Source organism: Undibacterium sp. GW821-FHT07F11 (genome assembly GCF_059418665.1).
On sequence record NZ_JBWKQH010000005.1, the window covers coordinates 441,230 to 462,852 of the forward strand.

The following is a 21,623-nucleotide window of genomic DNA, read 5'->3' on the forward strand; positions in this document are numbered from 1 at the left end:
CTCCAGTGCGCGAGCTTCCAGTAACCTGAGTCCATATAGCCAATTTTTTTGATCGATACACTATTTTACAAGAGCTTGGCAGCGAGCAAGGCCTTATCCCATTCAGGCACAGGCTGATACTCTTCCACCAGAAAATCAATCAGCGCCCGCACCTTGGGGCTGACCTTGCGGGTGGCCGGGTAAAGCGCGGTGAAGTCATTCAGTGGCAAGGTCCAGTCTGGTAAGACTGTGACCAAGTTACCGTCAATTAAATCACGCCATGCCAGAAAAGTCGTGTCATACACTATACCTAGCCCACGCAGGGCTGCCTGGTGCAAGACCTTGCCATTGTTTGAGGCAAAGCCAGGCGTGATATCTACCGCCAGGCTTACGCCGTCACGCTCAAAATGCCAGGTATTGCCCTGGGTAAGGTGGCTGAAGTGCAGACAGCGGTGCCGGTTCAATTCTGTCGGGTGGGCTGGCATGCCGTGCTCTGCCAGATATGCCGGGCTGGCGCACAGCAGGCCGCGGCAGGGGGCCAGCCTGCGTGCGTGCAAGCCGGGGCTGTCAGGTATACCACCTACTCGTATGCTGAGGTCAAAGCCATGCTTGAACGGGTCCAGCAGATTGTCATCCACATGCAGGGTGGGTTGCAGCATGGGGTGTAGCAAGGTAAAGCGGGCCAGGGCATCGGCCAGCCACTCACTGCCAAAGCTATTCGGTGCCTGTATGCGTATGCCTCCAGCCAGCTCATTGCCTGCCTGAGTGACCACCAGCCGCGCCTGCCGTGCATGTTCCACACTGGCGCTGCATGGTTCCAGATAAGCCTGCCCAAGTTCGGTCAGACTGACTTCGCGGGTTGATCTGTGCAGCAGGCGTGCGCCCAGTTCAGTTTCGAGTTGCATGATGTGCTTGCTGACCATGGCCCGGCTGATGCCCAGATGGCGTCCGGCCGCGCTAAAACTGCGCTGCCTTGCTACTTCGACAAAGATTTCCATTGCTTTGAGTTGATCCATCTTCCTATTGTCTTCAGATTGGCGACAATCTGTCAACTATTGTTAGTATTGTGAAAGACAAGCTAATTTAGCTACACTTGACGCATATCAAGCTGAAGCCTAAAAAAAGGGATGGGCTTTTGCTTCCCCCGCATATACAGCCAGGAGTCAGCATGCTCAGCAAAGAACAAATCGTTCAATTTCAACAAGACGGTTACGTCGTTGTCCCCAATTTCAAAAATGCCGATGAAATCGCTGCCCTGCGTGAGCGTGCAGCAAAAATCGTTGATGAATTTGATCCTGCTTCTTCCAAATCCATCTTCACGACCAAGGAGCAGGAAAAGAAGGTCGATCATTACTTCCTTAACTCTGCCAACAGCATCAGTTGTTTTTTTGAAGAAGAAGCCTTTGATGAGCAAGGCAATTTGCGCCAGGCCAAGTCTCTGTCCATCAACAAGATAGGCCATGCGATACATGATCTTGATCCTGTTTTCAGTGCGTTTTCTCGTGGTACTGCGCTGGCGAAAGTGGCAGAACAATTGGGCTTGCAACAGCCACAAATTTACCAGTCCATGTATATCTTCAAGCAACCCGGCATAGGTGGTGAAGTGCGCTGGCACCAGGATGCAACTTATTTTGAAACTGACCCTGTCAGTGTCACCACCTTCTGGTTTGCACTGGAAGATGCGACGCTGGAAAATGGCTGCATGTGGGCAGAACCGGGCGGCCATCGCACGCCCATGCGTGAACGTTTCGTGCGTGAAGGCGATCAGGTGCGGGTAGAAAAACTCGACAGCACGCCCTGGCCAGATGACAGCACGGCTATTCCACTGGAAGTCAAGGCGGGCAGCCTGGTGTGCTTCCATGGCCTGCTGCCACATTACAGCGCACCAAATCGCTCGGCAGTTTCACGCCATGCCTACACCCTGCATGTGACCGATGGAACGACCAATTATTCGCCACAAAACTGGATACAGCGCGATGCCAGTTTCCCTGTCCGTGGTTTTATTTAAGTAGCTAATGATGAGTTCTGAAGTATTGATTTTCGCCCCGCACTGGGGCAGTGCTCACCTGAGCCGTGATGCTTTCATTGGCAAGGTGCTGGAAGCCGGTTTTGATGGAATAGAAATGTCCCTGCCCATGGACGTGGCTGAACGCGATGCGTGGACCAATGCAATTGCTGTAGCAGGTCTTAAGCTCATCGCCCAGCAATGGGAGACGGTTTTCCACAGTGATTTTGCCGCGCACAAGCAAGCGCTGGGTGACTTGTTACGCAATGCCTGCGCCGCAATGCCCCTGTTCGTGAATACCCATACCGGCAAAGATTTTTACAGCCAGGCACAAAACAATGAATTGCTGGATCTGGCTGATGAGATAGCGAATGAAACTGGTGTCGCCATCGTCCATGAAATCCACCGCAGCCGCTTCAGTGGTCATCCCATGTTGCTCTTACCCTATTTGGAACAGCGCCCACAATTGCAACTCAATGCAGACCTCTCACACTGGTGCTGTGCCTGTGAATCGCTACTGGAAGATCAGGCGCAAATACTGGAAAAAGTATTTCCTCATGTGCGCCATATCCACGCCCGCGTAGGCCATAGCCAGGGACCACAAGTCAATGATTTCCGCGCACCTGAACATGCAGCGGCCTTGCAACAGCATCTGCTTTGGTGGGATACCATCATCAGTCAGCAACGCGCTTCGGGCAACCAGCAGATCACATTGACGCCGGAGTTTGGCCCTTCACCTTATACGCCAAGTCTGCCGTATACTAATCAGGTTGTATCAGATGCCTGGCAGTTGAATGTGGCGATGCTGCAATTGCTGCGACAGCGCTATCAGTTGTGAGTAAGAAGTCATTGAATGATCAGGTCTTCTTGTAAAGGAATCAGTTTATACATGACATCCGTACGCAAGACATATTTAATACCGGCATCGATAGCTGTGCCCTGATGCGGTATCAAGTGAGGAAATAGCAGTGCCATACCAGGCTCAGGTTTGATGTCGGCAAAGCGGAATGCAGTATGGCCGCCAACATAATCGGCATTCAGGTAAATCAGCAAGGTAAAGAAGCTACTCTCAGTTTCTGATCTTTTGAAATTGAGATCATGATGCCATTTGAAATACTGACCAGCTTCGTAGCGATAAAAACGGAAACGCTCATTCAGACCTGATAAAGTCCATTCCTTTAATTGAGCTGGCAACACCATGCGGGCACGTTCAAAAATCGAAGCTGCAAGCGCGGTGTCGTCGAAAGTGATGCGGTCATTATTGCGTACCTGATCTTTCCCGCTTATCCCAGTTTCGATCTGTATAGCAGCTTTTTCATATTGCATCTGTTCGCTGCAAGCTATCATGTGCCTGCATTCTTCTTCAGTGAAAAAGCCTTTGATGCTATGCACGCCTGAGCCATGATCATGAATTTCCATGCGACCGCCATTATGCTGCAGGTGCATCTGTAGTCGCAGTGTTACGGTACATGACATCCGTACGCAAGACATATTTGACGCCGCTTTCCACAGGCGCCCCCTGGTGCAACATCATATGCGGGAAAACCAGCGCCATGCCTTTTTCTGGCTGTATGGTTTCCCAGCGAAATGAAGTGCTGCCGCCCGTGTAGTCGCCATTGAGATAGATCAGCAGGGTTAAAAAGCTGACTTCGTCTTTTGTGCGGGCATAGTTTCCATCCTTGTGCCATTTGAAGTATTGGCCTTCTTCATACCGGTAAAAGCGAAAACGTTCATTCAGGCCCAGCAGAGTCCATTCCTTCAATTCTGCAGGCAGGAACAGTTTTGCTCTTTCAAATATGGCAGCTGCCAGGACTTTGTCATCAAAGATAACGCGGTCATTATTGCGCACATCTTTGTACATGCGCATGCCTGTGCCAGTCTGTATCATGGCTTCTTCATAGCCCATCTGTTCACTGGTAAAGATCATGCGTTCGCATTCTTCTTCAGTGATAAAGTTTTTGATGCCAAAGACGCCTGCGCCGTAGTTATTGAGTTCCATGTCGTTCTCGGTTTTGTTTCGCTCTGACAGTAATATAAGATACTTTGTTGTAAATATCAACTAAGTTAGTTTTAAATATTTACGAACTTAGTGACGGATTTGTACTAAATGCTGCTATCGCTTACAATGGTGGTATTGAATACTCAGGGGAAAAGCATGGCGACTGCTAAGCAAAGCGAAAAAGAATTTCTGCTCAATTACAATATCCATGACTATGATGTCCCCCTGACCAGCGTAGATCTGGTAATTTTCACGATCAGGGATCAGGCCTTGCAAGTCTTGCTGGTCAAGCGGGGTGATCATCCTTGCAAGGGGCAATGGAGTTTGCCTGGCGGCTTTATTGATATCCACAATGATATAGACCTGGATGGTGCAGCCCTGCGCAAGCTCAAGGAAAAGACAGGGGTCGAGGCACCATATCTTGAGCAATTGCAGGGTTTCGGCAGCCGCAACCGTGATCCGCGTGGCTGGTCTACTACCTTTGCTTATTTCGCCCTGATTTCTTCTGACCGCATTACACTCAGTCATGGTGGCAATGCAGATGCCGTGCGCTGGTGTCCGGTTGAGTCGGACGAGGGTCTGCCCAAGCTGGCTTTTGACCATGCGCAGATACTGGATGTTGCAGTCCAGCGCCTGCGCAACAAGGTGGAATACACGTCCCTGCCTGCACATTTGTTGCCGGAAGAATTCACCCTGTCAGAACTGCAGCGCGTGTACCAGATTTTGCTCGGGCGCCTGGTAGACAAGAGCGCGTTTCGCAAGCGCATCAGGGAAGGTGACTTCCTCGAAGAGTTACCCGGCAAATGGCGTCTCGGCAGTAATCGCCCGGCGCAATTGTATGGTTTGCGCAAAGGACAGGGTACGGTCTATTTCAATCGTCTGATGACGGGTGAAGTCGGGGCGAAATAGTTTTTCCTGCATCTTTAGTTTGGGGCGTTTTGAGCTAATGCCCCAAACCAACATCGTCAAGTTTTGTCAAAAGTGCACATCTGCGGCCATCTGAACTTGACGAAAATTCAATATTATCAAATAATCATCCTGCATTCCTGATTTTCATGTTTGCTGGACTCGCTTGCTATGTGCGTCCGGCAAATGTCCGTGTCAACGTGCGCACCAGCCAAAGCCAAAGTCCGCATTCAGTACAAAAAGGGAGACAGTGTATGAGCAAAGATCAAGACCCCATTCCGCCATGTTTTGACCAGGCCAATCAGGCACCTGAGCGTTTGACCGAAATGTTCGTCGGGATAGCGCAAGGAAACCGCATCAAACTGGGCCAGCGTCCGGCGGAGCGTGCGGTGTTCCGCAAATTGCATGGGGTTGCCAGCGCCAGACTGGTGATGGAAAAGAAAATACCTGCCAAACTCAAGGTCGGCGTTTTTGCGCATGACAGCCTGGATGCCTGGGTCAGGTTTTCCAGCGACACTACGCCGACTTCACCTGACCTGTATTCAACTCTGGGCATAGGTATCAAACTGTTTGGCGTGCCTGGCCCCAAGGCGCTGGGTGATGATGGCGACACGGCTGACTTCATCATGCAAAACTTCCCGGTCTTCTTTGTCGATAACGCCAAGGAGATGGTGGAGTTTACTTATGCTGGTGTGGTCGCACAGGACTATCCCGGCTATCTGAAAAAACATCCCAAGACTGCAAAAATACTGGACCAGATGGAAAAGGTCGAGGGTAGTACCCTGACCACGACTTACTGGGCCATCCTGCCTTTCCAGGCTGGAAAGAAAGAATACGTCAAATACCGCCTGGAGCCTGTCACGCCGCCAGAGAATGTGCCAAATGATGAGCGCGATTATCTGGCAGTCGACATGTGCAACCGTCTGGCCAAGCGTGAATACCAGTTCCGCTTCATGGTGCAACTGCGTACCAATCCCAAGACCATGCCGCTGGATGAGGCAACGGTGGAATGGCCGGAATCAGAAAGCCCTTTCATCCATGTAGCCACTCTGATCTTGCCGCAGCAGGATATCAGCGTGCGTGGCCAGTCTGAATATGGCCAAGGCCTGGCTTTCAATATCTGGCGTGTGCCGCCAGCACAGGCGCCGGTGGGTTCTATCGCCGAGGCGCGCAAAGTCGTGTATGCAGCAGGCGCAGATGCCAGGCATGAAGCCAATGGACAAAGCCTGCAAGACCCGCGTGAACCGCGCTCCCCGACTGCAGGCTGTCCCTTTCACTCGGTAGCGCAGGCAAAAGCAGAACCAGTCGTCAAAGACACTTGCATCGTCAAGGCAGCGATTTACCCCTCCATAGGTGTGGCGCGTGTAGGCACCAGTGAGAAGGAATGGTTTTTGGGGCCGGAAGTGCCTTATCCAAAACCAGAGGCACCAGGTTACTACCGCGACGCCCACAAAAAACTCAAGCGCCAGGGAGCCAGGTTCCGTGTATATGGTGTGAATGCCAAGGGCGAGATCGTCAAGGAACTCAATGCCGACAATGCCAAGGTAGAGTGGCAGGTGCAACTGGCCAATACCAAGTCTGCCTGGTATGGCTTTCAGCTGGCGCTGGATATACCTGAAGCTGCATCTGCCCCGCAAACTACCTTGCGCAATGCGGCTGTGCCGGACAGAGGCATGCTGTCCATCACGCCCAAGCAAAGAAAAGTCAGCGGCAAAAAAGCCAAGCCGCAGCGTTTTGATGATGGCAAATTCATGGGCAAGCCTGTGTATCTCGGTGAGGCATTTACTGATGAGCAAGGCAGGCTGATTGTGCTGGGTGGACATGGTGTTTCCGCCTCTTACGATAATAGCCGCGCCATCACCTTTGCCAATAATGAAGGCTGGCATGATGATACTTCTGATGGCCCTATCAATGCCAAGGTCGTGTATGAGGGGCTGGAATTGATGGTAGAACCAGGCTGGGTTGTCGTCGCACCACCCAATTATGCGCCACAAAGAAAATCTGTACGCACCATGTGGGACTTGATGCGCGATGTCGCCATCACCGCTGGCACCTTGCCCAAACCAAAACGCCCCAGTTTCACTTTCGACATCCTGCCCCTGTTTGAACGCCTGAATGGCTTGCAATGGGTAAATGCTGGCTTCAATGCAGGCTTTGGCTGGAAGGGGGCTATCGACCTCACCAGTGCAGATGCTTTATCACGTCTGGCCAGCAATAACACCGCCTATGTAGAATTGCGCCGTACCATTGCCAACCAGTTCCGTAACTATGAAGTCGATGCCTGGTCACCCAAGCCCTGGCCTTGGTTGTATGGCGATGCCATGGCTATCCCCGCAGCGCAAACACCAAGGCAAAATGCCTCGCTGACAGCCACCCAACTGGCCATGTTGATGGAATGGGCAGAAGGTAATTTTGTAGAAGATTACGACCCTGATCGCAAGCATGCAGAGCGCATAGACCAGGTGCCGTTGGAGCAGCAAGGTGATACCCTGACGCAGGCAGCACTGGATTTTTGCCTGGCCGATGCCTTCCACCCAGGCTGCGAAATGACATGGCCAGTGCGGGCCAGCACCATGTATATGGCACCTTTCCGCTTTGCCCATGCACTCGATGGCTGGATCGCACCTGGCTTGGGTGAGATACTGACCAGCGATGGTGTCACCATACCTAATGGCCCCTTGTACGGCCAGCAGGCTGGCGGCATCACCCGCTGGATGGCCGTGCCCTGGCAGACAGATACTGCAAGCTGCCGCTCCGGTTACGATAAGTCGTATGATCCTTACGTGCCGAGCTTCTGGCCAGCGCGCGTACCCAATCAGGTCCTGACCAAGCAAAACTATGCTGTCGTCATGGATGAGAAAAAGCCGCTGGGTGAAAGGCTGGCCGCATTTGCCAACCGTGCCTCCTGGATCAACCCACTGGGCAGCACCAGTTATACCGACCAGATCAATAATATGATCCATCATTTTGATCATCTCGGTGTGGTTGAAGTGCATCCTGGCCCGGCAGATCATGCACACTTCCCGGCGGAGTTTGAAGTCGAAGACCAGCATATACCTATTGCCGACATGCCTGCACCAAATGCTCAGCACGTAGCACATGAGGAGCACGCCAGGGTAGGGGCCGCAGAAGTGACGAATGCTGAATCTGTCGATATCATGACGATAGAAAAAGTACGCCGCTTCCCGCGTGGCCTGCATCGTTAGACGTGGGAACTTTGCAGATAGATGCCTTGGTACTGGGGGCAGGGCCTGCGGGCTCTGCCTTTGCCTTGAACCTGGCACCGTTTCAAAAAGTAGTGATGCTGGAAGCAGCACCTCCAGCAGCCATGCGTATAGGTGAATCCCTGCCAGCCGCAGCCGGCAAGCTGCTGGCTGACATGGGTTTGTATGAGGCATTTTTGCAGCAGGGCCATCAGCCTGCGCATTTGAATGTCAGTCACTGGGGCAGTGATCTGGCGACCGAGCAGGACGCCATGCGCAATCTTGATGGCCATGGCTGGTATCTCGACCGTCACCGTTTTGATTGCTGGCTGCAGGATATCGCGCAAGAGCGTGGCGCGGCTTTGCTGAGGCAAAGCAAGCTGCTTTCTTTTGCACCGGCAAAAAGCAATCCTGAATATTGGGATGCTGTCATCGAGGTGCAGGGCAAGACGGTGCAGGTGGAAACCAGAATGCTGATCGATGCCAGCGGTAGAAAATCACTGTTGACGCGGCAGCTGGGCATTGCCCGCAAAGCCATGGACAAGCTGGTTTGCAGCTGGCTGGTCGGCAGGGATACTGAGAATATTGCAGCCTCCAGCCACATTAGTGCCGAGGCGGGCGGCTGGTGGTATAGCTCATCCCTGCCAGGGCAGGGCCGCATTGTAGCGTTCTACACCGATGCCGATTTACCAGCAGCGGCAGCCTGCAATCATCAGCAAGGGCTGTTGCAGCGTTTGCGCCAGAACACGCAATTGTCAACCTGTCTTGATGAATATGGTTTTGTGCCAGGACAGCAGCATGGATATTGTGCTGCCCACACCGCAGTGCTGGAACAATTTGCCGGGTCCAACTGGCTGGCCGTTGGTGATGCCGCTTTGAGTTTTGATCCTCTGTCTTCACAAGGCATATTCAATGCCTTGTACACAGGTCTGGCAGCGGCAGAAGCGGTGTCTCATTATGATGGTGATGCACAAGCTGGCTATGTAGCTGAACTGAACTCCATCCAGGCAGCTTACCTGCATCATCTGCAAGTCTGGTATCAGCAGGAGCAACGCTGGGCAGATCAGCCGTTCTGGCAGCGGCGCAATGCTACTTTCATTGCCGCCTGAATTTCTTTGCTGCAAAATTGTAAGCAGACGTGAAGCGCCTGTATGCATTAAAAACCCTCGGCTAGAATTGTCGCTTTCTTTGCCTGGGATGGTGTCAGTGTCTTATTTCTTGCGATGCATATTCTTGTCCATGCTCTTGTTTGTGGCTGCATGTTCCAAAACAGAGTATGCCGATACTCTTGAACCTGATGCACTAATGAAGCTGGTTTTCAAAGGTTGGCAGAAAGAGGGGGAAAACTCTATCGTCAAACCGCCCATACTGAAAATCCGGGATGGAGACGTCTCAAAGAAAGGTATGGCGCTTGCACCCTTAAGGGTATTTAAGCTGGATGTGGACAGGGCAATGATGTTGGTGAAGGCTACGCCGATCAGTGTCGATCAGGTCAGTCGCGACGTACTGGCGGCCTACTGGTTCAAGCGCGATGGAGAAAAATGGTTGCTTGAAGCCAGGCAAGATGAGATTGATACCCTGCTGTCCAAACATGAAGTCAAGCTGGTCAAACTCGTCGATCTGACGACATCCACGCAAGGGCTACTGCTTGAATATGGTGGCTACCAGCATCAGGAAAAAAGTACGTGGACCAGGTTGTACAAATTGGGACAACATCAGCTCATCAGCATGCTTGCTGAAAATGAAGATTTTTTATCTTCCATGAATGCCTTCAATAATGCAGATTGTCTTGCGCGCATGAAGAAGGACTTAGGTAAACCGGAACGTCTACGTCTGAATGACAGGGACGGGAAGTCCGGGAATTGTCTGGATATCAAAGTCAAATTACAGATCAAGCCAGGCAAAACTACACCTGGTGAAATCGTATTGAGTTCAAATGCAAGGATGGTTGAGTACCGTGAAATTACACCGGAAGAAACCACCAACAATGGTGATGGTGGTGAGTCTTATACAACTTATGAAGTCATCCCCAGTACACCGCGTTCAAGCATGGCGTATCGCTTTGATGAAGCCAAAGGCAAGTATCAGTTAGTCAGCGGTAGCAAGAGCCTTCTGCCGGATTGGTATCGCGAGTAAAACAATACAAGCCCGGTTATTTATGCCGGGCTTGTGAACTACTTTTTAATCAAACCGCATCTAGCGCAGACTGCAAATCCTGCCTCAAATCTTCCACATCTTCTATGCCTACCGACAGGCGTATGAATGAATCGGTGATACCCAGCTTGGCCCTTTGTTCTGCCGGGATCGTTGCATGCGTCATGATGGCTGGATGTTCTATCAGGCTTTCTACGCCACCCAGGCTTTCGGCCAGTGCGAATACTTCGCAACGTTCGAGGAAGCGGCGTGCGCCTGCCAGGTCAGTATCAAGCTCTATGGAAATGATGCCGCCAAAGCCATCCATCTGTTGTTTGGCCAGCTCATGTTGCGGGTGGCTTTCCAGGCCAGGGTAATACACTTTCCTGACCTTGGGCTGCTTTTCCAGCCAGCGTGCCAGGTCCAGGCCATTCGAGTTATGGCGTTCAACACGGATGTTGAGTGTCTTGATGCCGCGCAGGGCGAGGAAGCTGTCGAAGGGACTGGCTATTGCACCAACAGAGTTTTGCAAGAAGCCCAGACGCTCGCGCCAGTCTGCCTGATGGGCTTCGCCACCAACGATAGCGATACCACCGATGATATCGGAGTGACCATTCAGGTATTTGGTCATTGAGTGGACGACGATATCAAAACCCAGTTCTAGCGGACGCTGCACTTTGGGGCTGGCAAAAGTATTGTCAGCTACGGCGATGATATTGTGCTCGCGGCAGATTTTTGCAATCGCCCGCAAATCGGCCAGTTTCAGCATGGGGTTGGTCGGTGTTTCTACCCACAGCATTTTGGTGTCGGGGCGTATCGCAGCCAGTACTTCTTCTGGCTTGGTCATGTCCACATACGTGAACTGCAGGCCAGCGCTGCGTTTGCGTACGCGTTCAAACAGACGATAGCTGCCACCGTACATATCGTCACCGGCGATGATATGGGCGCCGCTGTCGACGATTTCCAGCACTGTGGCAATCGCTGCCAGACCGGAGGCAAAGGCAAATGCCTGCGCGCCGCCTTCAAGGTCAGCTACTGCACGCTCCAGCGCCCAACGGGTGGGATTGTGTGAGCGGCCATAATCGAGGCCCTTGTGTACGCCAGGGCTGTCCTGGACGAAGGTGGATGTCGCATAGATAGGCGGCATGATGGCGCCCGTAACCGGATCGGGGAATTGCCCGGCGTGGATGACACGCGTGCCAAAGGCTTGCGGATGAGTAGGCTTCTTGTATTCGGGATAGCTCATGAAAGTGTCCTGCGCATATGGTTAAGAAGATCAAAGCGGGTAATCAGGCCATAAAACTGCTTTTCCGGTTTGTTGGCTGCAATGATGGCGACCAGACCTCGGTCCAGTGTGCTGCGCAATGCGGCGATGCTGGCATCCGGTGCCAGGGTTTCTATCTGGCTGGTCATGGTGTCTTCTACGGCACTGCGGAACAGGCTGGCATCGGCTGATACTTTCAACAGCAGGTCTGATTCATCAATGATACCGATAATCGCGCCATCGCGTATGACAGGCAATTGCGAGATATCGGCACTGCGCATACGGTTGAACGCCACCATCAGGGTGTCGCTGGCATTGACGCTGATGACGCCACCTTCATCGAAGCGGCGGCTGATGATATCGCGCAGATCGTTGTAGTTTTTACGCTTGAGCAAGCCCTGGTCTGTCATCCAGTTATCGTTATATACCTTGGACAGATAGCGTGTGCCAGTGTCGCAGACAAAGGTGACTACGCGTTTGGGCGTAGTCTGGGCGCGGCAATAGCGCAGTGCTGCGGCCAGCAGGGTGCCGGTGGAAGAACCTGCCAGTATGCCTTCGGCGCGCAGCAGTTCACGTGCCGTGCCAAAGCTTTCAGCATCGTCGATGGTATAGGCGTGCTTTACAGCGCTGAGGTCGGCAATGCCGGGGATGAAGTCTTCACCTATGCCCTCGACTGCCCATGAGCCGCTGACTTCATTGATATTGCCTGTCTCTACGTACTCAGTCAATATCGAGCCTTTTGGATCGGCCAGTACAAATTCCAGCTCGGGCTGGACCTTGTTGAAATAACGCGTCAGGCCCGTCAGCGTACCGCCAGAACCTACGCCGACGACGATGGCATCGACTTTGTGGTCAGTCTGTGCCCAGATTTCTGGTCCTGTCGTGGTTTCATGCGCGAGCGGGTTGGCCGGATTATTGAACTGGTCGGCAAAGTAGGAGCCGGGTATTTCCCTGGCCAGGCGTGCAGCATAGTCCTGGTAATACTCTGGATGCCCTTTACCGACATCAGAGCGTGTGATGTGGACTTCTGCACCCATGGCTTTCAAGTGCAGGATTTTTTCTGTGGACATCTTGTCCGGTACCACCAGCACCACGCGGTAACCCTTGGCACGCGCCACCAGTGCCAGGCCCAGGCCGGTATTACCAGCCGTTGCCTCGATTACGGTACCGCCTGCCTGCAGGCGGCCTTCACGTTCTGCAGTTTCTATCATTGACCTGCCTATGCGGTCCTTGATGGAGCCGCCAGGGTTTTGTGATTCCAGTTTGAGGAATAATTCACATGGCCCTGTGTCAAAGCGGGTAACCTTGACCATGGGCGTATTGCCAATCAACGCAAGTACTGCGGGATCAGTTTGTTTTGTCATCTTAGTGTGCTCCTGGGTGCATACAATAGGGGTGCAACAGGTTTAGCATTTGTTTATGAGGCAGCTATGCTAGCTATTTCATCTCCTGAGGCTAAGGAATTTTTCCAACTAAGCATAGTTGGAAAATGGTTTACTTGCATTTTGGCAAGGCTATTTTGAGGTCAAAGTGGCAAGTATGGGGATAGTATAGCCATAGTTTGGGAAATTGTTGGGGTATATGCGGTTTGCTTATATCAAAGCCTTGTGTATTTATGTTTGGCGTGGATTCTTTATTGAGGCACTGAGGATTTACTGTAGTTTTATGTTATTTGTCAAATCGCTCTGATATGAAGTTGGAGGGTGCCTGGCTTTGGTGGGTAGATTGATCAGTGCATAACGGCAATCTATATAGCGTCATTCCAGCGTGTTTTTGGCTGGAATCCAGTGGCGTTATTAGTGTACCGGGAGGTCTATTAATTTCAGGCTTGAGGGAGTTTATGGATTAGATTTTTAAAATCCGTATACGTAATTTGCGATTGCAGGCCGGTGGTAGACCGGCAGCTACACACCTTTTTGCTTCGCCAAAAAGTTGTGCCAAAAAGGCGACCCAGGCGTCGCTGCCCCTGTGGGGTTCCCTTTGCTGCATGACAAAAAATGGGAAAGTCCGAAAACTCGCTACGCTCGAACATCGGACTTTCTATTTCCATTTTCTGTCATGCAGCAAAGGCATCGACACATGGGAACTGCGAACTTCAAAAGCAACGGCAGCACCAAGATCAACGGCAACACCAACGCGACCTTGATTTATATTTCTTTGATACTGGTGAAGAGTCTATATAAAGTGAATCTGTTCACTTTATCCACAGCCCGCAAAAGTAAATGCCGCACGAGGCGGCATTGAAAGTGGGGGACTTGTTACGTTAAAGCGTGAACGGTTGGGACGAGCCGCTTTTATTTTATTGTGTGCTGATCATTTCAGGATCCTGGTGACTCTTCCTCTTGATGGAAAGGCGCAAACCAGCATACCGCAAAAGAGGGGATAGTAGCCAGCATGACGAAGATGAAATAATTTGTATAACCCAGCAATTGCTGTAAATGGCCGCTGATGACGCCTGTGACCATCATGCACAGGCCCATGAGACCGGTACCGAAGGCATAGTGTGTCGTGGTGTATTTGCCAGGGGCTAACTGCTGCATCAGGTAGATCATGAAGCCGACTGAGCCAAAGCCGAAAAAGAATTTTTCGATGGCAACACCGACGGTGATCAGCCACAGGCTTTCTGGCTGGAAGATGCTCATCACCAGAAAGCTGGCGTTGGGTATGTTCACGGCGCAGCAAAGGATGAACAGGGTAGGTTGCAAGCCACGTTTGGCGACAAACCAGCCACCCAATAAAGAGCCCAGTAACACGGCGATCAGTCCGTAAGTGCCATAGGTCAGACCTAGCATTTCATTCGACAAGCCCAGACCACCTTTGGCGACAGGATCAACCATGAAGAAGGGGCCGATTTTTTCGAGAAATCCTATGCTGAGACGGAACAGGAAGGCAAAGCCTATCATCAGCCAGACATCGCGTTTCTGGAAAAAAGTGACGAAAGAATCGCGCAAGATGAACAGGGCTTCGCTAACATTGGTTGGTGTGTTTTCTGCCTTCGCACCATCAGGCATGGTACGTAAATGCCAGGCTGCCATGAGGGCGATGATGCCTGCCACAATCAGGAAGATGACGCGCCAGGCATCCATCCAGTCAGCGCCGAAAACCTTGGGGTCATGATGAAAGAAATCGGTATGCAGTTTGCCACTTAAATAAACCAGTCCACCTGCCGCAACGATGGGGCCTATATTCCAGCTCAGGCTCTGGATACCGCAATATAGTGACTGCGCCTTACTATCAAGCGAGGTGACGTATACACCATCTGCAGCAATGTCTTGGGTAGCGCCGAGGAATGAAATGATCCAGAACAGGCTCATCAGTATCAGCATGTAGTTGGGCAAGGACATGACCAGGGTGACGCCGACAAAACCGACAGCAATAATCAACTGCGTGCAGATGACAAAGAATTTCTTGGTCTTGTACATTTCTACAAAAGAAGCGAACAAGGGCTTGATGGTATAGGCGAGGATAAGGTAACTCGCATATTCAGCGGCCTTGCCATTGTCCATGCCCATGTTCTTGAACATGATGGCGCTGACATTAGTCAGCATCATATATGCCAGTGCCATCGTAAAGTAGGTCGTTGGCACCCAGAACAACGGGGATTTCCGGACGGGCTTTGTCGGGGGAATATTGATTTCTGTTTCAGTAATCATGGGCTGCACGCTTCTTTTCAAGTGGGCGGCATGCCTGCTGGTCTTAATTATTTCATCGCCCCAATGTATGCGATGCATAGTTTTTTGACGCTCACTCGCAGGTCTGCTTATGCCAAATTATTCTTATAGACGATTTGGCTAAAACTTACTGACAAAGGAGTTGGCAGGCTGTCTCGTTAATTTTGTAATTGAGTTTTAATGGAATCAGTATTCAGTTTTATTTATGAAAACCTTTTCAAACGCAGAATAGCATGAATTTTTAATGTGACACACGCCATAAACAAAAAATTTTATAAGCACATAAAAAACTGTCCCATGATTTGAGCAGCTAATATCCACAAAACATACATGTTTGCAGGGCTTTTCTAGCTATGAGGCTTAAGATTTTTGACTTGAAATCATGTTGTAAGCGAGTCAGCGCAAAAAAGTATCTTTAACTCAGTTTGTGAAATCAGTTGAAACTGATTTCAAAATAAATTGTGAAAAAATAATGGGAATGGCATTTTGAAAATTTCATTTTTCACATTAATCCAAGATATTTTCATAGGAAAAGATATAAATTGAAAGAGCAAGACGTTGACAGGCTAAATATCCGGTGATAAATTCCGGTTTGTGAAAACGTTTTCATTTGATTGGTAAAAAAAATCTTTATTTTGATTATTTTGGTGATCAGGCTGAAATTTGGATTTTGGCCCTGATTGATGATCAAAGAATCAGTTTTTATCTTGATTTGAAAACGTTTTCAGTTTAAATGCATGCTTCGTTGAATTTGGGCGCCTGAGTTTGGCTCAAGCTGCAAAAGAAGAATGGCTGACCAGCAGGTCAGTTCCTCAGCTACGAGGCATAGCGATATATAAAAAGAGCATGAATGCTTAAAGCGAACCTATCCAAAAACCAGACCATGACTAATCTATCAACGATGCCTGAATTTTCCTCCGCTTTTACCTGGGGCGTTGCCACCAGTGCCTATCAGATAGAAGGAGCTGCCAATGTTGATGGTCGTGGACCCTCGATCTGGGATACCTTTACCAATACACCCGGCACTATCATTGATGGCAGCACAGGTGACGTGGCTTGCGATCATTACCACCGCTATGCTGAGGACGTTGGCATCATCGCTGATCTGGGATTAAAGGCTTATCGTTTTTCAGTATCCTGGTCACGTGTGCAACCGTTGGGTTATGGTGACTGGAATGAAAAAGGTTTTGAATTTTATTCTAACTTGCTGGATAAACTGGAAGAACATGGCATTGCTGCCCATTTGACTTTGTATCATTGGGATTTGCCCCAGGGCTTACAAGATCTGGGTGGCTGGTTGAATCGCGATACCTGTTTGCGCTTTGCTGAATATGCGGCAGAAATAGCGCGCCGCTTTGGTCACCGCGTTGCCAGTATCGCTACTCATAATGAACCCTGGTGCACGGCAAATCTTGGTTATGGCAATGCCCAGTTTGCGCCGGGTGTGGCTGACACTGCGCTGGCGATACAGGTGTCGCATCATCTTTTGCTCTCGCATGGTCTGGCCCTGCAAGCCATGCGCGCGATAAATTGCCCGGCGAAACTGGGCATAGTTTTGAATCAGTGGCCAGCCATGCCCGCTACGGATTCGCCAGCAGATATTGCCCAGGCTGAGTGGGAATATGCACGTTCTGTAAAATGGTTCATGGACCCCATATTCAAAGGCTCTTACCCACAAAAAGCACTGGATCGCATGGACATGAGTAAGTTCCATGTGCATGCAGAAGACATGGATATTATCCGTCAGCCCCTGGATTTTCTTGGTGTGAATTATTATTTCCGCGCTTTTGTCAGCACCGATAATCCACCCAAGCAGCCGGACGGCAAGCTGGGCTTTAGCGACATGGGGTGGGAAGTTTACCCATCCGGCATGACAGACTTGTTGCTGAAGCTGCGTGCTGAATATCCTGCCTTGCCACCGATTTATATTACTGAAAATGGCATGGCAGTTGCCGACAAACTTGAGGGGGGCAAAGTTCATGATGAGCAGCGTATCAAGTACCTGCAACTGCATTTTCAGGCCATGCATGATGCGATAGCTGGTGGTGTCGACGTGCAAGCTTATTTTTACTGGAGCCTGCTTGATAATTTTGAATGGAACTCAGGTTATGCCAAGCGCTTTGGCCTGGTCTATCTGGATTATGCGACACAGCAGCGTACCTTGAAAGACAGTGCATATTGGTACCGTGATTTTGTCAGTGTGCAGTTGCAGGATAAATGAGTTCTTGCCTATTTTTCCGGTAAAAAGTAAATAGCCAGATCTGGTTTTTCCTGTTAATTTCTGGTTTTCGAAAACGAATACCTGAATTTCATATGGATGAAGGACTGGAAGAATCAGATGAGCTTGAATGCGCACGGCATGGCAAGGCGCACACGACTTATGTATGTGAGCACTTGATAGCCCAGGCTGTGCAAAAGTGGCATTGTGATTACCCTGATGCTGACAATCCCTGGCCGGATGCCTGGTGTGCAATATGTGACGTACATTACCAGGCCGAGGGTGAATGGAATGAACGTAATGAAGACCTTGTGCCCATCAAATTGCTGTGTCACGGCTGCTATGAAGATGCACGCTCTGCCAGTCTGAACAGGATTGAGGGAGAGGCACTCGCTACATGGAATAATTTTCTTGATACCTGTTATGAAGACTTGCAAAAGAAAACTGAGCAGTTGAATCAAGAATTTGACCTGGGTTCTCATCAGCGTTATGACTGGGATCAGGTAAAAGGGGAGCTGGTCTTTTCCAATGATGGCGTAGCAGCTGTCGTCGCCAAAATAGATTTCATAGGTTCTTATTCCTCCAGGACAGACACATGGCTGTGGGCTTGGGCAAACTTCCATTTGCTTGAAAATGTAAGAGCCCGTGTGCAGGCAGTGCGTGACTTTGGTGAGGTGCATGACTATCCATGCCTGACTACACCGAAATGGACAGCGGAAGAAGTGAATGCCTGGGAAATGGCTGCAGTTGCTGCCCATGTACTCAATGCTAGAGGTATTTACCGCAGTCCACGTGAAGGCGGTGCCAGCTTTTTACTGATACGTGAAATCTCAACAGCCTGAGATAGTTACAGATGAGAATGGCGATGAGATTGCTGAGGCGCATTTATACTTGCGCCTCAGACAGAAACAGTTACTTGTAAATTCCGCAACCGATCAAGACATCACCCACACGTTCAATATAGGTTGATTTGGGTTCCATCATCTTGGTGGTGGGATTTGGCCATTTATAGTCTACCCAGCCGTGTCCGGTTTTGCTGTTGGCAACATCCAGAAAGCTTTTGACGATGGGCATGCCATCGGCATCTTTTAATTCCAGTAAATTCTTACCCACCATCTTGGCATTGGCACCATGTGCACGGTTGATACCGTCGCCATTGGTGTTGTAGACAAATACATATAAATCTTTGACGACAAATTGACCGGTGGGGTTATTGAATTCGGCATAGGCCTTGTCTTTGCCATTTTCTTTCAAATAGGTTGCAGCGCGTTTCACCAGGGCTATAGCTTCATCTGCAGTTCCCTTGTCAGCGGCGACAGAGACTTGGCTCAGTGCCAACATGGAAAACCCGGCAACTGCAAGCAAGGATTTGATAAATATTCTTCGCATCTTGATCTCCTGTTATTAAAAAATACATGGCAAGGGGAAGCTTTGTGGTGCTTGGCCAGAATTCATTCTAATGGTGAATTTACATAATGCAATGTTTGTAATTTGCACTTGTGTTAAACAATGCTAAAACGTCTGTTTTTAGGGTGGATAAAGAAAAACCCCGGCCACTTGCGTGGGTCGGGGGATTTACAGGTTTGAGTTTAGAGTTCGCGATCAGTATTGGTATTTAGAAATCAATACCAACATTGACGCCAAAGGTACGCGGCGGCAGATACTGCGCTTGCCATGGACCATTTGCATTCATGGCGCTGGTCTTGACTTTATTGTCACCAACATTGCGGACAAAGAAGTCTGCATACCAGCTGGATTTGCCTGTGGCTTGATAACGCATGCCAAGATCAGCGCGGGCATAGGCTTCCTGTTTGTCGCCGTCTCCATAATTGAAGACGCTTAACCAGGTTTCTGTCTCATAATGCAGGCTGATGCGTGGTGTCAGTGTGCCTTCATTCAGATGGAAGGTGTGCTGGTACAAGACCTGGGCAGAAAACTTAGGCGTATGCGGCATGGTATTGCCTGATACATCCAGGCAATTGCTGATGCCAGGCACTTTACATGCGGGCAGCGCATAGTCATTCGAGCCGCCTATCAAGTTGCCAAGCGTAGCCTTGGCGATGGCAATAGTGACTTGCAACTTGTCATCCTTGCTGAGTTTCGCTGCCAGCTCGGACTCAAAACCATACACCGTTGCGCCATCGGCATTCGATGTCTGCAAGCCGCGGGTGCCATCCGGTGCGGTGACTGGCGCACTGAACTGGAAGTCCTTGAATTTGCCATAGTACAGCGCGTTATTCCACCTGACTGTGCCACCCAGCAAAGTGCTCTTGGAACCAAGTTCAAAGTTGGTCAGCGTCTCAGGTCCGTAGGTTTTGCCGCCATCTTGCAAGCCACCAGATTTATAGCCAGTGGAAATGCTGCCGTAGACCATATTGTCTTTATCGATGTCGTGTGAGATGCGCAGCAAGCCTGTCACCTTGTTGCCGCTATAGCTGCCATCATTGAAGGAATAGGGTGCAAAGTTGGAGTTGGCAGAAGCAGGATTGACATTCGGTGTAATAGCCGCCTGGCTCAGCTCAGGCTTGCCCGAGAAGCCATAGCCGCGGCCATCGACATTGGTGCGCTTGTCCTGGGTGTAACGCAGGCCGCCAGTGATATGCGTGTCATTGCTGGCATTCCAGGTTGCCTGGCCAAAGGCGGCAGCTGTTTCTACTGTTTCCTTAGGCTGGATAAAGGAACCCTGCCAGCCTACTGTGCCCTGGTAAGTACCATTCAGGATAGGAATATCAAAACGGATATCATTGGTTTCTGAACCATAGTACAAACCCAGTTGCCAATCCACATCACGCGTGCCCATGGATTGCAGTTCTACTTCATGGCTAAAGTTTTTATAGTTGGATGAAACGGTATTGTTTGCCTGCATGCTGCCACCAGAGGTAAAGCTGGTAGGTGCATTGGCACCACCGTCCTGATCAAAGCGGGACGAGCCACTGAACTTGGAATAACCACCGATGTAAGTTAGTTGCATATCCTTGTTTACGGCATATTCTATGCGGCCCCGGATAGCATCGCTGTCGCGTTCAGTGAAAGGGGCTGTATCGATCAATGCTGACCAATGGTTTTGTCCTGCACGTGGCGTTTGCAGCAAGTTCATCGAGGGCGTGCCACGGTCTATGAATTTTTCATATGACAGATCGATCTTGGTGGCAGCGTTAGGCTTCCACAGCATGCTGATACGTGCAGCAGTCTGGTCTTGCGCGCCATATTTGGGGCCATCCTGCACAAACAAGGCGTAGTTGATAGGCTGGAAGGGAACTACCGTGCCGCCGTTTTTCAGATAGGTGGCGAAGGCTGTTTTCTGGCTATCCAGTGACAGCATGGTCGGGGCCTGGTAATCGACATAACCATCATGTTTCTCATGCGCATAGGCAAAGCGCAAGGCCATTTCATTGCTGACCGGGATATTGAAAGTGCCACGGCTGCCAAAACGCTTGTAGCTGCCCAGACCACCTTCTACCGAGCCAGAACTTTCGCCAATTTTTGGTTTGGCAGTTTGCATATTAACTGCACCAACTGTGGCATTACGCCCCCACAAAGTCCCTTGCGGGCCGCGCAAAACTTCTATGCCTTCCAGGTCAAACAGGAGGGACGTCGCTCCTTCCGGGCGGGGTGCATAGATGCCGTCAATAAACAGCGCAACTTCGGGATCGGCGTATTCAGTTTTGGCGCTGTCATTACCAATGCCGCGCATGGTCATGGTAATCACACCATGATCACCCTGGCCAGTGGCCTGAAAGCCTGGTACCAGGTTGACCACGTCCTGTACATTTTGCACGTGTGCGTCTTCCAGTGCGGCAGCGTTGATAGCTGTGATGGCAACCGGGGTTTTTTGCAATGACGTGGCGCGCTTGGTGCCGGTGACGATGACTTCAGAAATGGTCGTGCTTTCGCTATTGGCCTTGGTTTGGCTGGCGGTCGTTGGTGCCGGTGCAGGCGCTTGTGTTTGCGCCTGGGCAGCACCCATGCTGGTGATCAGGGTAATGATCGCCAGTTGTATAGGTGTAGTCGCGACTTTACGAGTCGCAAGATTGCGGATTTTCATATGTCTCCTGTTACAGGTTGGATTGGTTTTTTTGCTCTGATTAAACCATGACGTTTTTGAAAACGTTTTCTTATTGGTGTTTCTTTAATTTTCTTTTGAAACCGTTTTCATAATACATAAAACTTGAATTCTGTGTCAAACAGAAAATGATAACGTTTTCAAAATGTTGTAATATAAGCCGGATTGAGATGAAAACCATT

Annotated in this window: 16 protein-coding genes; 8 read left to right on the forward strand and 8 right to left on the reverse strand. The window is 50.3% G+C overall.

Annotated elements, in window-relative coordinates; genetic code table 11:
- Positions 1–65: 65 nt before the first annotated feature.
- Positions 66–995 (reverse strand): LysR family transcriptional regulator, encoded by a 930-nt coding sequence (locus AC07OI_RS15335; RefSeq protein WP_495257824.1) that lies wholly within the window; start codon positions 993–995, stop codon positions 66–68.
- Between the two features lie 152 nt (positions 996–1,147).
- Between AC07OI_RS15335 and AC07OI_RS15340 the strand changes: the two genes are divergently transcribed.
- Entirely contained in the window at positions 1,148–1,987 is an 840-nt protein-coding gene (locus tag AC07OI_RS15340; protein WP_495257825.1) for a phytanoyl-CoA dioxygenase family protein, read from the forward strand.
- A 7-nt stretch (positions 1,988–1,994) separates the two neighbouring features.
- Entirely contained in the window at positions 1,995–2,822 is an 828-nt protein-coding gene (locus tag AC07OI_RS15345) for a sugar phosphate isomerase/epimerase family protein (RefSeq protein ID WP_495257826.1), read from the forward strand.
- A gap of 8 nt (positions 2,823–2,830) precedes the next feature.
- Here the strand turns inward: AC07OI_RS15345 and AC07OI_RS15350 are convergent, their stop codons facing one another.
- Positions 2,831–3,403 carry a prolyl hydroxylase family protein gene (locus tag AC07OI_RS15350; protein WP_495257827.1) on the reverse strand — a complete coding sequence of 191 codons (573 nt, stop codon included), beginning with the start codon at positions 3,401–3,403 and terminating at the stop codon, positions 2,831–2,833.
- 10 nt (positions 3,404–3,413) lie between these two features.
- Positions 3,414–3,983 (reverse strand): 2OG-Fe(II) oxygenase, encoded by a 570-nt coding sequence (locus AC07OI_RS15355; RefSeq protein WP_492703595.1) that lies wholly within the window; start codon positions 3,981–3,983, stop codon positions 3,414–3,416.
- 156 nt (positions 3,984–4,139) lie between these two features.
- Here AC07OI_RS15355 and AC07OI_RS15360 point away from each other — a divergent pair, with 156 nt between their 5' ends.
- The 4 genes from AC07OI_RS15360 (at position 4,140) to AC07OI_RS15375 (ending at position 10,228) form a co-directional block, all read left to right on the forward strand.
- Positions 4,140–4,892: an NUDIX hydrolase gene (locus AC07OI_RS15360; protein WP_492703596.1), complete on the forward strand. Its 753-nt coding sequence runs from the start codon at positions 4,140–4,142 to the stop codon at positions 4,890–4,892.
- 251 nt (positions 4,893–5,143) lie between these two features.
- On the forward strand, positions 5,144–8,095 hold the full coding sequence (locus AC07OI_RS15365) for a LodA/GoxA family CTQ-dependent oxidase (protein ID WP_495257828.1): 2,952 nt from the start codon (positions 5,144–5,146) through the stop codon (positions 8,093–8,095).
- 2 nt (positions 8,096–8,097) lie between these two features.
- Complete coding sequence (locus tag AC07OI_RS15370; RefSeq protein WP_495257829.1) at positions 8,098–9,201, forward strand: tryptophan 7-halogenase; 1,104 nt, start codon at positions 8,098–8,100, stop codon at positions 9,199–9,201.
- A 130-nt stretch (positions 9,202–9,331) separates the two neighbouring features.
- Entirely contained in the window at positions 9,332–10,228 is an 897-nt protein-coding gene (locus AC07OI_RS15375; protein ID WP_495257830.1) for a hypothetical protein, read from the forward strand.
- Between the two features lie 49 nt (positions 10,229–10,277).
- Here AC07OI_RS15375 and AC07OI_RS15380 read toward each other — a convergent pair whose 3' ends face one another.
- The 3 genes from AC07OI_RS15380 to AC07OI_RS15390 all read right to left on the reverse strand — a co-directional run bounded on the left by AC07OI_RS15380 (position 10,278) and on the right by AC07OI_RS15390 (position 15,142).
- A complete protein-coding gene (locus tag AC07OI_RS15380) occupies positions 10,278–11,471 on the reverse strand; it encodes a trans-sulfuration enzyme family protein (RefSeq protein WP_492703600.1) in 1,194 nt (397 codons plus the stop codon).
- Entirely contained in the window at positions 11,468–12,853 is a 1,386-nt protein-coding gene (locus tag AC07OI_RS15385) for a pyridoxal-phosphate dependent enzyme (RefSeq protein WP_492703601.1), read from the reverse strand. The genes AC07OI_RS15380 and AC07OI_RS15385 overlap by 4 nt, the downstream gene beginning before the upstream one ends.
- A gap of 954 nt (positions 12,854–13,807) precedes the next feature.
- Positions 13,808–15,142 carry an MFS transporter gene (locus tag AC07OI_RS15390; RefSeq protein ID WP_495257831.1) on the reverse strand — a complete coding sequence of 445 codons (1,335 nt, stop codon included), beginning with the start codon at positions 15,140–15,142 and terminating at the stop codon, positions 13,808–13,810.
- Between the two features lie 901 nt (positions 15,143–16,043).
- On the opposite strand from AC07OI_RS15390, the gene AC07OI_RS15395 reads away from it, so the two are divergent.
- Together AC07OI_RS15395 and AC07OI_RS15400 are read left to right on the forward strand one after the other, a co-directional pair.
- A complete protein-coding gene (locus AC07OI_RS15395) occupies positions 16,044–17,381 on the forward strand; it encodes a GH1 family beta-glucosidase (RefSeq protein WP_495257832.1) in 1,338 nt (445 codons plus the stop codon).
- 92 nt (positions 17,382–17,473) lie between these two features.
- Positions 17,474–18,220 carry a DUF6882 domain-containing protein gene (locus AC07OI_RS15400; RefSeq protein WP_495257833.1) on the forward strand — a complete coding sequence of 249 codons (747 nt, stop codon included), beginning with the start codon at positions 17,474–17,476 and terminating at the stop codon, positions 18,218–18,220.
- Between the two features lie 70 nt (positions 18,221–18,290).
- Here the strand turns inward: AC07OI_RS15400 and AC07OI_RS15405 are convergent, their stop codons facing one another.
- Entirely contained in the window at positions 18,291–18,767 is a 477-nt protein-coding gene (locus tag AC07OI_RS15405) for a cache domain-containing protein (protein ID WP_492703605.1), read from the reverse strand.
- A gap of 226 nt (positions 18,768–18,993) precedes the next feature.
- Positions 18,994–21,423 (reverse strand): TonB-dependent receptor, encoded by a 2,430-nt coding sequence (locus AC07OI_RS15410; protein ID WP_495257834.1) that lies wholly within the window; start codon positions 21,421–21,423, stop codon positions 18,994–18,996.
- Between the last annotated feature and the right edge of the window lie 200 nt (positions 21,424–21,623).

What these genes read in the sequence shown, in the direction of transcription:
- AC07OI_RS15345 (WP_495257826.1), top strand. Translation starts at nt 1,995, where the DNA reads ATGATGAGTTCTGAAGTATTGATTTTCGCCCCGCACTGGGGCAGTGCT.
- AC07OI_RS15400 (WP_495257833.1), top strand. Translation starts at nt 17,474, where the DNA reads ATGGATGAAGGACTGGAAGAATCAGATGAGCTTGAATGCGCACGGCAT.
- AC07OI_RS15410 (WP_495257834.1), bottom strand. Translation starts at nt 21,423, where the DNA reads ATGAAAATCCGCAATCTTGCGACTCGTAAAGTCGCGACTACACCTATA.
- AC07OI_RS15355 (WP_492703595.1), bottom strand. Translation starts at nt 3,983, where the DNA reads ATGGAACTCAATAACTACGGCGCAGGCGTCTTTGGCATCAAAAACTTT.
- AC07OI_RS15365 (WP_495257828.1), top strand. Translation starts at nt 5,144, where the DNA reads ATGAGCAAAGATCAAGACCCCATTCCGCCATGTTTTGACCAGGCCAAT.
- AC07OI_RS15340 (WP_495257825.1), top strand. Translation starts at nt 1,148, where the DNA reads ATGCTCAGCAAAGAACAAATCGTTCAATTTCAACAAGACGGTTACGTC.
- AC07OI_RS15360 (WP_492703596.1), top strand. Translation starts at nt 4,140, where the DNA reads ATGGCGACTGCTAAGCAAAGCGAAAAAGAATTTCTGCTCAATTACAAT.
- AC07OI_RS15350 (WP_495257827.1), bottom strand. Translation starts at nt 3,403, where the DNA reads ATGGAAATTCATGATCATGGCTCAGGCGTGCATAGCATCAAAGGCTTT.
- AC07OI_RS15390 (WP_495257831.1), bottom strand. Translation starts at nt 15,142, where the DNA reads ATGATTACTGAAACAGAAATCAATATTCCCCCGACAAAGCCCGTCCGG.
- AC07OI_RS15375 (WP_495257830.1), top strand. Translation starts at nt 9,332, where the DNA reads ATGCTCTTGTTTGTGGCTGCATGTTCCAAAACAGAGTATGCCGATACT.
- AC07OI_RS15405 (WP_492703605.1), bottom strand. Translation starts at nt 18,767, where the DNA reads ATGCGAAGAATATTTATCAAATCCTTGCTTGCAGTTGCCGGGTTTTCC.
- AC07OI_RS15395 (WP_495257832.1), top strand. Translation starts at nt 16,044, where the DNA reads ATGACTAATCTATCAACGATGCCTGAATTTTCCTCCGCTTTTACCTGG.
- AC07OI_RS15385 (WP_492703601.1), bottom strand. Translation starts at nt 12,853, where the DNA reads ATGACAAAACAAACTGATCCCGCAGTACTTGCGTTGATTGGCAATACG.
- AC07OI_RS15380 (WP_492703600.1), bottom strand. Translation starts at nt 11,471, where the DNA reads ATGAGCTATCCCGAATACAAGAAGCCTACTCATCCGCAAGCCTTTGGC.
- AC07OI_RS15335 (WP_495257824.1), bottom strand. Translation starts at nt 995, where the DNA reads ATGGATCAACTCAAAGCAATGGAAATCTTTGTCGAAGTAGCAAGGCAG.